12 protein-coding genes and 2 pseudogenes are annotated in these 14,306 nt (G+C 72.0%); 9 read left to right on the top strand and 5 right to left on the bottom strand.

Going from position 1 to position 14,306, the window contains the following annotated elements:
• Window positions 1-32: 32 nt before the first annotated feature.
• On the bottom strand, window positions 33-1,406 hold the full coding sequence (locus tag P3G67_RS13495) for a dipeptidase (protein WP_276093686.1): 1,374 nt from the start codon (window positions 1,404-1,406) through the stop codon (window positions 33-35).
• A 129-nt stretch (window positions 1,407-1,535) separates the two neighbouring features.
• On the opposite strand from P3G67_RS13495, the gene P3G67_RS13490 reads away from it, so the two are divergent.
• Window positions 1,536-2,762 carry a geranylgeranyl reductase family protein gene (locus P3G67_RS13490; protein ID WP_269856299.1) on the top strand — a complete coding sequence of 409 codons (1,227 nt, stop codon included), beginning with the start codon at window positions 1,536-1,538 and terminating at the stop codon, window positions 2,760-2,762.
• Window positions 2,763-2,917: 155 nt separating this feature from the next.
• On the opposite strand, the gene P3G67_RS13485 is transcribed toward P3G67_RS13490, so the two are convergent.
• Entirely contained in the window at window positions 2,918-3,370 is a 453-nt protein-coding gene (locus P3G67_RS13485) for a nitroreductase family deazaflavin-dependent oxidoreductase (protein WP_276093685.1), read from the bottom strand.
• A 148-nt stretch (window positions 3,371-3,518) separates the two neighbouring features.
• Between P3G67_RS13485 and P3G67_RS13480 the strand changes: the two genes are divergently transcribed.
• From P3G67_RS13480 to P3G67_RS13470, 3 genes are all read left to right on the top strand, one after another.
• Window positions 3,519-4,211 (top strand): TetR/AcrR family transcriptional regulator, encoded by a 693-nt coding sequence (locus tag P3G67_RS13480; RefSeq protein WP_269856301.1) that lies wholly within the window; start codon window positions 3,519-3,521, stop codon window positions 4,209-4,211.
• A gap of 92 nt (window positions 4,212-4,303) precedes the next feature.
• Window positions 4,304-5,566: a sensor histidine kinase gene (locus tag P3G67_RS13475; RefSeq protein WP_276093684.1), complete on the top strand. Its 1,263-nt coding sequence runs from the start codon at window positions 4,304-4,306 to the stop codon at window positions 5,564-5,566.
• A complete protein-coding gene (locus tag P3G67_RS13470; protein ID WP_276093683.1) occupies window positions 5,563-6,228 on the top strand; it encodes a response regulator transcription factor in 666 nt (221 codons plus the stop codon). Before P3G67_RS13475 ends, P3G67_RS13470 begins: the two co-directional genes overlap by 4 nt.
• Window positions 6,229-6,239: 11 nt before the next feature.
• Here P3G67_RS13470 and P3G67_RS13465 read toward each other — a convergent pair whose 3' ends face one another.
• Both P3G67_RS13465 and P3G67_RS13460 read right to left on the bottom strand, forming a co-directional pair.
• Entirely contained in the window at window positions 6,240-6,998 is a 759-nt protein-coding gene (locus P3G67_RS13465) for a maleylpyruvate isomerase family mycothiol-dependent enzyme (protein WP_276093682.1), read from the bottom strand.
• Between the two features lie 46 nt (window positions 6,999-7,044).
• Entirely contained in the window at window positions 7,045-8,259 is a 1,215-nt protein-coding gene (locus tag P3G67_RS13460; protein WP_276093681.1) for an MFS transporter, read from the bottom strand.
• Between the two features lie 17 nt (window positions 8,260-8,276).
• Here P3G67_RS13460 and P3G67_RS13455 point away from each other — a divergent pair, with 17 nt between their 5' ends.
• From P3G67_RS13455 to P3G67_RS36315, 4 genes and pseudogenes are all read left to right on the top strand, one after another.
• Window positions 8,277-9,500: an ROK family protein gene (locus tag P3G67_RS13455; protein WP_276093680.1), complete on the top strand. Its 1,224-nt coding sequence runs from the start codon at window positions 8,277-8,279 to the stop codon at window positions 9,498-9,500.
• Window positions 9,501-9,668: 168 nt separating this feature from the next.
• The gene (locus P3G67_RS13450; protein WP_276093867.1) at window positions 9,669-9,950 is read left to right on the top strand and encodes an SHOCT domain-containing protein; all 282 of its coding nucleotides are present in this window, start codon (window positions 9,669-9,671) and stop codon (window positions 9,948-9,950) included.
• A 68-nt stretch (window positions 9,951-10,018) separates the two neighbouring features.
• Window positions 10,019-10,707, top strand: a pseudogene (locus P3G67_RS13445) (ABC transporter ATP-binding protein); the annotation flags it as partial.
• 506 nt (window positions 10,708-11,213) lie between these two features.
• Window positions 11,214-12,429 (top strand): annotated as a pseudogene (locus P3G67_RS36315) (FtsX-like permease family protein); the annotation flags it as partial.
• Here the strand turns inward: P3G67_RS36315 and P3G67_RS13435 are convergent.
• Window positions 12,311-12,811, bottom strand: coding sequence for an ATP-binding protein (locus P3G67_RS13435; RefSeq protein ID WP_269856415.1), 501 nt, complete (start codon window positions 12,809-12,811; stop codon window positions 12,311-12,313). The pseudogene P3G67_RS36315 and the gene P3G67_RS13435 overlap by 119 nt on opposite strands.
• A gap of 392 nt (window positions 12,812-13,203) precedes the next feature.
• Here P3G67_RS13435 and P3G67_RS13430 point away from each other — a divergent pair, with 392 nt between their 5' ends.
• Window positions 13,204-14,292 (top strand): PLP-dependent cysteine synthase family protein, encoded by a 1,089-nt coding sequence (locus P3G67_RS13430; protein WP_276093866.1) that lies wholly within the window; start codon window positions 13,204-13,206, stop codon window positions 14,290-14,292.
• Window positions 14,293-14,306: the final 14 nt, after the last annotated feature.

Raw genomic sequence — 14,306 nt, 5'->3', positions numbered from 1 at the left:
CACGACTCACCGCTGAATGGTCACCATGCGCCTCAGCCGCGCTTGCTGTGTGCGTAGTTGGCCAGGAACAGTGCCTCGGTGAGCGACATCCGCTCCAACTCCTGCGGTGAGACGCTCTCGTTCACCGCGTGGATCTGGGCCTCCGGCTCGCTCAACCCGATCAGCAGGATCTCCGCCTCGGGGTAGAGCGCGGCCAGGGTGTTGCACAGCGGAATCGAGCCGCCCTGCCCGGCGACCTGCATCTCGGTGCCGTCGTAGGCCGCGCGCATCGCCTCCGCCATCGCGGTGTACGCCGGACTGGAGGTGTCCGCGCGGAACGGCTGGCCCTCACCGCGCTGGGTGACCTTGACCCGCGCGCCCCACGGTGCCGCCGACCGAAGGTGGGCGCTGAGCGCCTCCTGGGCCTTGCTGGCGTCGGTGCCCGGCGGCACCCGAAGGCTGACCAGGGCACGGGCGCTGGCGTGCACCGACGGGGTGGCGCCCACCACCGGCGGGCAGTCGATTCCCAGCACGGTGACCGAGGGGCGCGCCCACAGGCGGTCGGCGATGGTGCCGGTACCGACCAGGCCGACACCGTCGAGCACCTTGGCGTCCGCGCGGAACTCCTCCTCGCCGTACTGCAGCCCCTGCCAACTCGCGTCCGGCTGCAGGCCGTCTACGGTCGTGGAGCCGGACTCGTCACGCAGCGAGTCGAGTATCCGGATCAGCGCGGCGAGCGCGTCGGGCGCGGCGCCACCGAACTGGCCGGAGTGCAGATTGCCTTCCAGCGTGTCGACGCTGACCTCGGCCAGCGTCATCCCGCGCAGCGTCGCGGTGACGGTGGGCAGCCCGACGCGGAAGTTCCCGGTGTCACCGATCACGATGGTGTCCGCCGCGAGCAGCTCGGGGTGCGCTTCGGCGTACTGCTGGAGCCCCCCGGTGCCCTGCTCCTCGGAACCTTCGGCGATCACCTTCACCGAGACCGGGACACCGCCGTGCTCGCGCAGTGCCCGCAGCGCGGTCAGATGCATCACCAGACCGCCCTTGCAGTCGGCCGCGCCGCGCCCGTACCAACGGCCGTCGCGTTCGGTGAGCTCGAACGGCGGGCTGATCCACTCTGATTCGTCCAGAGGCGGCTGCACATCGTAGTGCGCGTACAGCAGGACCGTGGGCGCTCCCTCGGGCCCGGGCAGGAAGCCGTAGACGGACTGGGTGCCGTCCGGGGTGTCGAGCAGCGCCACGTCCTGGAAGCCTTCCGCGCGCAGTGCGTCGGCCACCCAGCGCGCGGCCTTCTCGCACTCGCTCTTGGGGAACTGGCGCGGGTCGGCGACCGAACGGTAGGAGACCAACTCGGCGAGTTCGGCCCTGGCTCGGGGCATCAGTGCGGCGACCGCCTCGGCGAGTGGGGCGTGCGAGGCCTGCGACATGGGCGCTCCTTGTGGGTGCGGTGGTTGGTGGGTGCGGGTGACCGCGCAGCCGATGGTCCCATAGCGGACCAATTCGCGCCGCGCCATAGGATGCGGGAGACCGGCAGACGAAGCGGGAGCGGAACACACGTGAGCAGCGACTACGCAGCGCGGGGCGGGGAGACGGCGGACGGCGGGCACCCGGAGGTGTGGGACGTCGTCGTGGTGGGCGCCGGGCCCGCGGGCGCCAGCGCCGCGCACGCCGCGGCCTCCGCCGGGCGACGGGTGCTGCTGCTGGAGAAGGCCGAGTTGCCGCGCTACAAGACCTGCGGGGGCGGCATCATCGGCCCGTCTCGCGACGCCCTGCCGCCCGGCTTCGAACTCCCGCTGCGCGACCGGGTGCGCGCGGTCACCTTCAGCCTCAACGGCCGGATGGCCCGCACCCGCCGCTCGCGCCGGACGCTGTTCGGACTGATCAACCGGCCCGAGTTCGACGCCCAGCTGACCGAGGCCGCCCAGCGCGCCGGTGCCGTACTGCGCACCGGTACCCAGGTCTCCCGGGTCGAGCAGCACGGCCCCGCCGTGCCCGATCGCCGGACGGTGGCGGTCGTGCTCAGCACGGGTGAGACGCTGCTGGCCCGCGCTGTCGTCGGCGCCGACGGCAGCGCCAGCCGGATAGGCGCTCATGTCGGGGTCAAGCTCGACCAGGTCGACCTCGGCCTGGAGGCTGAGATCCCGGTGCCCGCCTCCGTGGCGGAGGACTGGGCGGGCCGGGTGCTGGTCGACTGGGGCCCGCTGCCCGGTAGTTACGGTTGGGTCTTTCCCAAGGGCGACTCCCTTACGGTCGGGGTGATTTCAGCGCGTGGGCAGGGTGAGGCGACCAAGCGGTACTTCGAGGACTTCATCGCCCGGCTCGGTCTGGCGGGCTTCGAACCCAGCGTGTCCTCCGGCCACTTGACCCGCTGCCGGGCCGATGACTCCCCGCTCTCTCGCGGGCGGGTGCTTGTCTGTGGTGACGCGGCCGGGCTGTTGGAGCCGTGGACCCGCGAGGGCATCTCGTACGCGCTGCGCTCGGGGCGGATGGCGGGTGAGTGGGCGGTCCGCATCGCCGAGGCGCAGGACGCGGTGGACGCGCGGCGCCAGGCGCTCAACTACGCGTTCGCCGTGAAGGCCGGTCTGGGTGTGGAGATGGCGGTGGGCCGCCGGATGCTGTCGGTCTTCGAGCGCCGCCCGGGTCTGCTGCACTCGGCGCTGATCTCGCTGCCGCCCGCCTGGAACGCCTTCGCCGGGATCACCAACGGTTCGACGTCGCTGGCCGAGATCGTGCGCAACCACCCCATGGCCGGGCGGCTGCTCTCCGGCCTGGGCCGCCCGTAACGTCGCCTGGGGCGACGACGCCGTGGCTCCTGGGTCGCGGGGTTCGGCGGCCTCGGGTGGGACGCTGGTGTCGACGGGTGTTGCAGGGTGGGTCAACTGGCCATTGGCTAGGTCTCGTTGGGAGGTCGTGGCCGACGGCGTCCTGGGTGGCCGGGTCAGGCTTGCTCGGTTATGCGGAAGACCGGGTGGTCGGGGGCTATGCGCAGTAGCTCCTCGTCCGAGGAGTTGGGATTGACTCCCTTGAAGAACGCTCCGACCTGCCACTGCCATCGGGCGAGGTAGGTGCGGAGCAGTTCCGGCTTCTCGGCGTCGGGCACCTCCTGCGCGGTGAACCGCTCGATGTGGTTGCCCACCCGCAGTTCGCCGCCTCCGGCCGCGCGCAGGTTGCGCACCCACTGGGTCTGGCCGCGGGGCGCGACCAGGAAGCGCTGTGCTCCGACGGTCACCGGGTTGACCGGATTGCGCCGCCACTCACCGCTTTTGCGTCCGCGCACCGCCAGTTCGCGGGAGCCCGCGATGCTGATGCCGTGCCGCGTCAGCCAGCCGACGGCGTTGTGCAGGAGCTGGACCTGGATCCGGCCGGGCTTGAGATAGCGCTGCTCAGTCATGGCGGTTCCCCATCACATTGGTGAGAGCGGTGCTCTCGTTCCAGATCAGTGTGGCAGCGCCGACGCTCCTCACGCAAGAGCACTGCTCTCATTTATGTCCTCCGATCCGGTTGTTGGCTGCCGCTCCGTGAAATGGCAGACTGTGGCCATGAGTGTGATCCGAGGGGCCAGGGAACGCGCACGCATCGAGGTAACCGCCGCCATCAAGGACGAGGCCAGGCGCCAGCTGGCCGCCGAGGGCGCCGCCCGGCTGTCCCTGCGGGCCGTGGCGCGGGAGCTGGGCATGGTCTCCTCCGCGCTCTACCGATACTTCCCGAGCCGGGACGAGTTGCTGACGGCGCTCATCATCGACGCCTACGACGCCGTCGGCGAGGCCGCCGAAGCCGCCTTGGGCGAGACCGCCGGTGACGCTCCCGTCGCACGCTGGACGGCGGTGTGCCGTGCGGTGCGAGCCTGGGCGCTGGCGCATCCGCACGAGTACGCCCTGCTGTACGGCTCGCCCGTGCCCGGATACACAGCTCCGCAGGACACCGTCGCGCCCGCCTCCAGAGTCGGTCTGGCCCTGGTGGCCATCGCCCGTGACGCCCAAGCCGCGGGCGAGTTGACCCCACCTGCCGACGAACCGCTGCCCGATGAACTGCGCACCGATGTGGAACGGTTCGCCGCCCTGCTGGCGGCCGATCTGCCGGAGCCAACGCTGGCCGGGCTGACCGCCGCGTGGTCGCAACTCTTCGGCCTGATCGGCTTCGAGGTCTTCGGTCACTTCCATCGCGTGGTGGAAGCCCGCGACGCGTTCTTCGACCACTCGTGCGCCGTGCTCGCCCGGCAGGTGGGGCTGTAGGGCACGGGGCCGCCACCTACTTCCCCGGGAGTACGGACGATCACCTCGTGCGCGGGACGCCGCGGCGGCCCCGCCCGGTCTAGCGTTGCGGCATGAGCGACGATCAGGTGCCCCGGCGCGAGTGGCCCGGTGACGCCGCACTGCGGGGTGGCCCGCCATGGGGCGTTGGCCCCTGGCTGCGGCACGGGCCGGACTCGCCGCTCCGCTGGCCCGTGCGGTCCTCGCTCGTCGTCGCCTTCATCCAGGTGATGGCCTCGACGTTCGCCAGCCGCCACGCTGTCGACCAGGTCCACCTCAACGCGCTCGGCTATGCCCTGCTGCTCGCCGGGCCAGCACTGCTCGTGCTGCGACTACGGCTGCCGCAGGTCGCGGTGTACGGAACGATGGTCACGACCCTTGGCTATCTGGCCGGCGGTTTTGCCCGGGGGCCGTTCTTCCTCTGCTTCCTGGTCGCCTTCTGCTCCGCCGTCGTCCACGGCCGCCGCCGGGATGCCTGGGCCGCCGCGACCGGGCTGTACGCGGGTCACCTGCTGGTCGGCAACTGGCTCTACCGCTGGCTGCCGCCCGCCGGCCAACCTGCCCAGGGCTGGGGCCAGGAGTTCGGGATCGCGGCCTCGCTGCTGGCGTTGGGCGCCGTCGCCGAACTGATCAGGGTGCGCCGGGAACAGTTCGTCCGGGCCCGCCGGGACCGCGCCGAGGCCGAACGGCACCGGGCCGACGAGGAGCGGCTGCGGATCGCCCGTGAGCTGCACGATGTGATCGCGCACAGCCTGTCGGTCATCAACGTCCAGGCTGGCGTGGGCCTGGCGCTGATCGACGAGCGCCCGGAGCAGGCGCGGATCGCGCTGACCACCATCAAGGCCGCGAGTAAGGAGGCGCTCGGCGAGGTGCGGCAGGTGCTCGGGACGCTGCGCTCCCCGGGCTCGGCGCCACGTACCCCCGCACCGGGCCTGGACCGGATTCCGGAACTCGCCGGGCAGGCGGCGGCTGCTGGGCTTCAGGTCAGCGTTGACATCGACGGAAGGGCACGGACGCTGCCGCCAGGCGTGGACCTCGCCGCGTTCCGGATCGTTCAGGAGGCGTTGACCAACGTGGTGCGGCACTCGGGCGCCCGTACCGCCCGGGTGCGGATCGGCTACCGGCCGCGGGAGGTGGAGTTGCGGATCGACGATGATGGGCCCGCCACCGGGGGCGGCGACTCCGGAGGCGGCAACGGACTGATCGGTATGCGCGAGCGGGCGGCGGCCCTCGGCGGCAGCGTCGAGGCCGGTCCGCGCGGTGACGGCGGATTCCGGGTGGTCGCCACGCTTCCGGTGACCGGGCTGGACGGCGTGGTGACGGAGGAGGACCGATGACACGGGTGGTGCTGGCGGACGACCAGGTGCTGGTGCGTGCCGGATTCCGTGCGCTGCTGGACGCGCAACCCGATATCGAGGTGGTCGGCGAAGCTGCCGACGGCCAGGAGGCGTTGCGTCAGGTCGCCCGGCTCAAACCAGATGTCGTGCTGATGGACATCCGCATGCCGGTGCTCGACGGGCTCGCCGCCACCCGCCGGATCACCGGCGATCCGGCGCTGGCCGACGTCAAGGTCGTCATCCTCACCACCTTCGAGCTGGACGAGTACGTCTTCGAGGCGATCCGCTCCGGCGCCACCGGGTTCCTGGTCAAGGACACCGAACCGGACGAACTGCTGCGGGCGGTACAGGCCGCGGTGGCCGGGGACGCCCTGCTGTCGCCCGGCGTGACACGGCGGCTGATCGCCGAGTTCGCCGCCCGCTCCAAGGAGCCGGCGGCGGCCGAGGGCATGGAGCAACTCACCGAGCGCGAGCGTGAGGTGATGGCGCTGGTCGGCATCGGGCTGTCCAACGACGAGATCGCCCGCCGCCTGGTGGTCAGCCCGCTCACCGCCAAGACGCATGTGAGCCGGGCCATGGTCAAGCTCGGCGCCCGGGACCGCGCCCAACTCGTCGTGCTGGCCTATGAGTCCGGCCTGGTGCGGCCCGGCTGGCTTGGCTGAGCCGACATGGCTCAGGTGACCGACGAGGCGTCGCGCAACAGCTCGGCCAGCGAGCCGTCGCCGGTCACCTCGATGCCGTCGTACGGTCCCCGGTTCCACAGTGCGAGGTAGAGCGCGGTGGCCGGGCCGCTGAAGGCGCAGTCGGGCGTTCCGATGCCGACGGGCGGCGCGCCGTCCGTACGCTCCACGCGCGGCGGGTCCTGGGACAGCCGAAGCCACCAGTCGACCGGGCCGGAGGGGCCGTCCGCCGCTCGTATTCGCAGCACCCGCGGCGTCTGGCAGCGCAGTCGGCTGCGGGATCCGGCCAGGAAGCCGGTCAGCAACTCGTCGATGCCATCGAGGGCGAAGTCGGTGCGGTACGGGGAGTGGCCCTTGCCCAGCGCGGCCTCCGCGTCGAAGCGGTGGATCGCCGTCTCGTGCGCCTGGCGACGGGCCCAGAACTCCAGCGGGGAAGGGGCGGGCAGGAAGGCCCAGCACTCCAGGTCGGCCGGGGCCGCGGTGAGCCGGTCCAGCAACTGCCGGTGGCCGTCCCTGTACCAGGAGGCGAGCGCCTCGTCCGGCGGGGCGTCGACCACCAGCCGCGCGGGCTGCGTCGCCCCCGCGACGAAGCCGGTCGCCCAACGGTGCACGCCGCCCAAGTGCGCGACCAGGTCGCGTACCCGCCAGTCGGGACACGGCGGCACGGGCGCGTCCCACCCGGCCGCCTCCGCCGCGTCCGCCAACAACTCGCCGTCCTGGCGGAGGATTTCGATGAACTCGGCTGTTTCCATGACCACATGGTGGCACCGGGGTCTGACAACGGCCCTCGGGGTGGCGTCACGCCGTGCGTGGCTCCGCGTTGCGCACCGTGAAGGCGATCAGGGCGGCGGCCGCCGCCAGCAGCGCCACCGTGGTCAGCGCCAGTGGCAGCCCCACCGCCTCGGCGAGGAAGCCGATCGAGGGCGGCCCGAGCAGCATGCCGCCGTAGCCGAGCGTGGACGCGGCGGCGACCCCGCCGGGTCCGGCCAGTGCCCCGGCCCGAGCGATGGCGACCGGGAAGATGTTGGCCAGGCCCAGGCCGGTCACCGCGAACCCGGTCAGCGCCAGCCACGGCAGTGGGGCGAGCGCTCCCAGCAGCATCCCGGACGCGGCGGTCAGCCCGCCGAGGACCAGGGTGCGGGTTTGACCGAAACACTCCAGCAGTGCGGTGCCCGACAGCCGTCCCACGGCCATGGCCAGCGCGAACGGCGCGTAGGCCGCCGCCGCGAGACCGGGTCCGCTGTCCAGGTCCTGGGTCAGGTGCAGCGCGCTCCAGTCGGCCAGCGCCCCCTCCCCGTACGCGGTGCACAGGGCGATCAGGCCGAACACGCCGACGAGCCAGCGGGTTCCGGTACCGGCGCGCGGGCGCACAGGCGCCGATTCCACCGCCTGGGTGCGGGGCGCCGGGTGCCGCAGCAGTACCCGGCCCGCGACCGCCGACACCACCAGGGCGACCGGGGTGAGCAGGAGCAGGTGCCGGGTCGGGGACAGGTGCGGCGCGACCAGTCCGCCGAGCCCGGCGCCCACCAGTCCGCCGAAGCTGAACGCCGCGTGGAAGCCTGGCATGACCGGGCGCCGTAGCGCCCTGACCAGGTCGACGGCGGCACTGTTCATGGCGACGTTCAGCCCGCCGTACGCGGCGCCGAAGACCAGCAGGACCAGTCCCAGGGCCAGCGCCGAGTGGGTGAGCGGCGGCAGCGCTACGCTGAGCGCCAGCAGCGCCGCGCACCCCACGGTGACCGGATGGCTGCCGAACCGGTGGCACAGCCGCCCGGTGATGACCATCGTGGCGACCGCCCCGGCGGACACGCCGAGCAGCGCGAGGCCCAACGCGCCTGAGGAGGCGCCCACTTGGGCCTTGATGGCAGGGATGCGGACCACCCATCCGGCGAAGACGAATCCGTCCACGGCGAAGAAGGCGGTGAGCGCGGTGCGCAGGGCGGTCAGAGGGGTACCGGACGGCCTGTGGGCGGTTCCAGTGAGGGCCGTCCGTATTTTGTTTAGCGTCGGCACAAAGTAAGAATAGGACCGTGACGCAGACTCGGACAAGGCTTGAGAGGGGGCGCGCGGCGCTGGGCCCCGCGCTGGCGCTCGTACACACCGGGCGCGCGCCCACCCGTGCGGTGCTCACCGCGGAGCTCGGGGTGACCCGGGCGACCGCCGGTGCGGTGGCCGCCGAACTCGAAACCCTCGGGCTGATCCGGGTGGACACCCGCCCCACTGTGGAGGCCGGTTCGCAGGGCCGCCCCTCGCACCGGCTCCAGGTCGCCCCCGACGGGCCGGTGGTCCTTGCCGCCCAGGTGCACGCCGACGGCTTCCGGGCAGCCCTGGTCGGCCTCGGCGGGCGCATCATCGCCACCACGCCCGGCTGCATGACGGTGCCCGCCGACCCGGCACACGTACTCGGTCTGGTCGTCGAGGCCGGGGTGGAACTGCTGAAGTCCTCCGGACGCGACTGCGTCGGCGCCGGACTCGCCGTGCCGTCCGCGGTGGCCGAGCCCGAGGGCACCGCGCTCAACCCGCTCCACGTCGCCTGGCCCGCCGGTGCGCCGGTGAGAGATGTCTTCGCCGAGCAGATCAGGGCACACGGTGTCACCAGCCCGAGCGGCGCTCCGGTGGCTTCCTTCGTGGGTAACGATGTCAACGTGGCCGCGCTAGCCGAGCACCGGCACGGCGCGGGACGCGGTGCCCAGCACCTGCTCGTGGTCGCCACCGGGCACCGTGGTGTGGGCGGCGCCCTGGTGCTCGACGGCCGGCTGCACACCGGCAGTTCAGGCCTCGCCCTGGAGGTCGGCCACCTCACCGTCCACCCCGAGGGACGCCCCTGCCACTGCGGCAGCCGCGGCTGCCTGGACGTCGAGGTCGACCCGGTGGCCTTCCTTGAGGCCGCCGGACGGCCGACGAGCCCCGAGGTGTCGCTGCTGGACAGCTCGGCCCGACTGCTGCGCACGGAGTACGACGATCCGCTGGTGCGCTCCGCCGCCGAGGCGCTCATCGACCGGCTCGGTTTGGGACTCGCCGGACTGGTTAATGTGCTCAACCCCGACCGCATCGCCCTGGGTGGACTGCACCGGTACCTGTTCGAGGCCGATCCGGAGCGGCTGCGCGCCGTCGTCGCCGACCGAAGCCTGTGGGGGCGCAGCGGCTCGGTGCCGATCCTGAGCTGCTCGCTGGACCACAACAGCCTGGTCGGCGCCGCGGAGCTGGCCTGGCAGCCGGTGCTCGACGACCCGCTGGAGGCACTCGCCGGGTAGCAGCCGCAGCCGATGCCGGTACTTCTGGCGGAGTACGCACACTGGCGCCTGCCATACGACGACCAGAACTGCCCGACGCGCGACGCTCGATGGTGTCCGCGACCACCCATGGCCGCGGACCGGAAACCGGTCAACGAACGGACCGGTGGCATCGAGGAGTTGAACGTCATGAACCTCCTGGCAGCCCCCTGGCACGAGGGTGGACCCGGCCCCTGGATCCTGCTGTTCCCACTGGTGTGGACGGCGGGGGTTATCGGCGTGGTGACGGTGCTGCGGCGCACCGTGTGGCGGGGCCGGGGCGGCCCTTGGGCGCGGCCGTTCCCGCCGCGGTCGGACGAGCAGTCACCGGTGGCCGTGCTCGGGCGCCGGTTCGCGGCCGGTGAGATCGACGAGGACGAGTACTGGCGCAGGCTGTCCGTGCTGGACGAGCGGTTCGGCGGTGCGCGATGACCGCCGCCAGCGCGGTACGTACCGTCGCGCACGCCGCCCAAGTTCGCGACGGGTGAAGGTTTAAGGGCATCTGCGACACAGAGGCGCGGGCACTCGACGGAGTGATCGTGGGGCTTCCCCGGATGCGCTTCACCACGACCACGGGACCCTCGGGCTCCGGCAAGTCCACGCTGATGCGCTGCGCGGCCGGGGCTCGGCATCCTCACCTCCGGCTCCGGGTACATCGGCGACCGAGAGCTGGGGGTCGCCGATCGACGGCCAGTTGACGCTGCTGCGGTGGGAACGCGTCGGGTTCGGCTTCCGGTCGTTCAATCTGGTGCCCGCCCTCACTGTCGCTGAGAACATCACCCTGCCGCTGGACCTCGCCGAAAAACCCGGCCCGAGCCCGGCCTGAACGACGAGTTGGTCAACATCCATCGGGCTGCGCGACCGACTGCGGCACCGCCCCAGCCAGCTCTCCGGCGGCCAGCAGCAACCCGCCGCGGTGGACCGGCCGTTGGCCGGATGGCCCGAGGCGGTCTTCGCCGACGAGCCGATCGGCAACCTCCACTCGCGCTCCGGCGCGGAGGTGCGCGCACTGCTCGGCGATGCCGCGCACAAGTTGGCCGCACCGTGGTGGTGGTCACCGCGCCCCCGGTGGCCACCGGTCAGGCGACGTGATGTTGTTCCTCGCCGACGGACGGCTGGTCGACTGCATGTAACGCCCCACCTCGGCCGGGTAGTTGACCGGATGAAGGCGTTTGACGGGCCGCCGCGACAGAGGCACGCTCATGACCGTCACCAACGGCGGCCGGGTCGGCCTGAGGCTGAGCCTCGCCTCGTTGCGGACGTACAAGCGCCGGTTCGCCGGAACGCTCCCCGCGGTACTGCTCGGGGTGTCGGTCCACTGGGGCCGGGACGCCACGTCCGCAGCTCGAACGTCGTCGCCGTGGCCGGAAGAGCCAGGGTGTTCGGCAGCCGGTGGACACCGCGCCCGTGCGCACGGTCCTCGGTGTGCCAGGGGTCGCCGCCGCCGAGCCCGGCATTGAGGGCGCCGGGTAGTTGATCGGCGATATGCGCTCGGCGTGTCCAGCAGCCAGGTCATCGGCTCGACGCTGGGTGAGGCGCTGGACGTCGCCGTGGTCACATCAACCGCCGGGCTGTTCGGCGGAACCGCAGTGTGGCCGGGTCGCAGGCGCTGTTTCCTGGTCATCGCGGTCGGGGCGACGGCCACGGGGGAGGGGGCCGCGTTCATCGTCGTGATATCCGGTCTCGGTCGGCTAAGCCGTTCGGGTACTCGGCGCCGCGCTCGCCCGGCTGCGCGGCGTCACGCGGGCGCTGGCCCGGTGCAACGCGCTGCGCGGCCCCAAACGGACGGCGGCCACCGCGACCGCGCTGCTGACCGGGGTGGCTGTGGTGACCCTGTTCACGGTGTTCGGCGCCACGCCGAAGGCCACCTTGCACCAGACCGTCTCGCGGTCCTTCGCGGGCGATGTGGCGGTCTGCGCACCGGCGTTCGGCGCGGGCGGCAGCGGACTGAGCCCGCGGCGGGCCCCGCCCTCGCGAGGCTTCCGCAGGTAGCCACCGCCGTCGGGCTCGGCAAGGGGACGGCCCAGGTGAACGGCGCCGGTGCGCAGTTGACGGTCGCGGATACGGCCGGGGCTCAGGTGGGTGCCGGACCTCGGGAAGGCCGACGGCGCACTCAACGAGCTGGGCGCGCGGAGCATCGCGGTATGTGGCGATCAGGCCGTCAAACATGGTTGGCGGGTCGGTTCCAGTACGACATCGCTGTTCACCGACGGCAGCGCGCAGCGGTTCACGGTCGGCGCGATCTACCAACACGCCGATCGCATGGGCGACTACGTGATCCCACCTCAGACGTGGGAGCCGCACCGTACCCAGGACAGACACACTCGGCGCGGTCTCCCTCCGGCCCGGGGTTGTTCGTGTCCGATGGCAAGGCCGTGGTGACACGCGTCGCCGCCGGGCACGGGAACCCCACGGTGCGGACCCGCGCCGAGAACGCCAAGTCCTCGGCGTCCGGCATCGACACCATGGCCGCCCTGATCCACGCGCTGCTGGCACTGGCCGTCCTCATCGCGCTGCTCGGCATCACCAACGCGCTCACCCTCGCGGTGCACGAGCGGACACGGAAAGGGGGCTGCTGCGCGCGGTCGAGCAGACCCGGGCGCACCCGCGGGCGGTGGTCCGCTGGCAGTCGGTGCCGGTGGCCGCGTTCGGCACGGTCGGCGGTCCGGGGCTCGGCGCGTACCTGCGCAGGGCGCTGGTGCGTGGCGCCGACTCCTCGGGAGTCAGCGCCTTTTCGGTACCGCCGGTGCGGTCGGCGGCGCCCACGCCACCGGTGGCCCCGTCGGTGGCCTCTACGCCAGCGAAGCCGCGATCGGCACGCCGCGTTTACCAATCGGTAGCACCGTTGCGGTGTGGACCGGTGCCGCCGTGCGGACCCGTGGGGTGGTGGGGGCACGTTTGGCGAGGGTGAACCAGACGACCTTGCCGCCGCCTTCGCCGTTGGGCCGTGTACCCCAGCCGTCGCTGAGGGCGGCCAGCATGGCCAGCCCGCGGCCCGAGGTGTCCAACGCGTCCGCCCCCAGGGCGATCGAGGGCGGGCGCGGATCGTTGTCGGTGACCGACACGGTCAGTCGGCCCCGGTCGTAGGACAGCTCTACGGTGCACTGCTTGTCGGGCTGGGCATGGCGGTGCACATTGGCGAGCAGCTCGGTGATGCCGAGCAGCGTGGTGTCGAGGAGCGGTTCCAGATCCCAGTACCGAAGCTGTGCTGAAACGATTCGGCGGACCTGTCCGATCCGATGCGGCAGTGCCTCCAGTCGTACGGCGCACCGCAGGCTGTGCTGGGTAGAGATCACGGCTGCGACTCCCTCCGCGGTGGGGCCGACCTCCGGGACCGTGCCCCGTCCCGCTCGATTGGGAAAGCCTGTGCGGGAACACTCAGAGTGACCGTTTCTGTACTCCGTGTGCGGGACCAGGTTCGCCCCGGGAGGCGCATTCCGCAACTCCCGCAGCGCGCTCCCTCGCCATTCCGGTGGCGTGCACCCCGTATGGTGCGTACCCCGGACCACCCGGCGCCGTCGCGTCGACGTGCCGCGGCGCGCCCGTCGGTCAGCGGCTGCCTATGATCGACGAGTGCCCGGCAGCGTGGCCGGGAACGGCTACGAGCGGGAGGCGGAGGCCAGTGGACACCGTCGAACACACCGGCAGCGGTGGTGCCGACAGCCCCCGCGAGCCCCTTCCCACCATGGACGTGGACCGCTCCGACCAGCAATACCGCATCTGGCTCAAAGAAGCCGTCCGCCAGGTCCAAGCCGACGCCAACCGCAGCGCGGACACCCATCTGCTGCGCTTCCCGCTCCCCGAACACTGGGGAATCGACCTGTACTTGAAGGACGAGTCCACCCACCCCACCGGCAGCCTCAAGCACCGGCTGGCCCGCTCGCTTTTCCTGTACGGGCTGTGCAACGGCTGGATCCGGCCCGGCCGTCCGGTGATCGAGGCGTCCAGCGGATCCACGGCGGTCTCCGAGGCCTACTTCGCCAAGCTGACCGGCGTGCCGTTCGTCGCGGTGATGCCGCGTACCACCAGCCGCGAGAAGCAGCGGCTCATCGAGTTCCATGGCGGCCGGTGCCATCTGGTGGACGACCCGCGCACGATGTACGAGGTCTCCGCGCGGCTCGCGCAGGAGACCGGCGGCCACTACATGGACCAGTTCACCTACGCCGAACGCGCCACCGACTGGCGGGGCAACAACAACATCGCCGAATCGATCTACCAACAGCTGCGCAGGGAACGCTATCCGGAACCCGCCTGGGTCGTGGCCACCGCGGGCACCGGCGGCACCTCGGCGACCATCGCCCGCTATGTGCACTACATGCAGTACGACACCAGGGTGTGCGTCGCCGACCCGGAGAACTCCTGCTTCTTCGACGGCTGGGTCAGCGGCGACCCCGACGTCTCCTGTGAGCGGGGCTCCCGCATCGAGGGCATCGGCCGTCCCCGGATGGAGCCGAGCTTCGTACCGGGCGCGATCGACCGGATGATGAAGGTGCCCGACGCCGCCTCGGTGGCGGCGGTACGCGCGCTGGAGCAGGCGATCGGCCGGAAGGCGGGCGGCTCCACCGGCACCGGACTGTGGGGCGCGCTGCGCATCGTCGCCGAGATGCTGGCCGAGGGCCGCACCGGAAGCGTGGTCACGTTGCTGTGCGATCCCGGTGACCGCTACCTCGACAAGTACTACTCCGACGACTGGCTGGCCCAAGAGGGCCTGGACATCCTCCCGTACACGGCGGCGATCGACACCTTCCTGGCCACCGGCGCCTGGCCGAGCTGAACTCCCGCCGCCTC

It is taken from the genome of Streptomyces silvisoli, from assembly GCF_029269905.1.
In the GTDB taxonomy this organism is placed as follows: Bacteria; Actinomycetota; Actinomycetes; order Streptomycetales; family Streptomycetaceae; genus Streptantibioticus_A; species Streptantibioticus_A silvisoli_A.
This window is presented reverse-complemented; position numbering and strand designations above follow the sequence as displayed.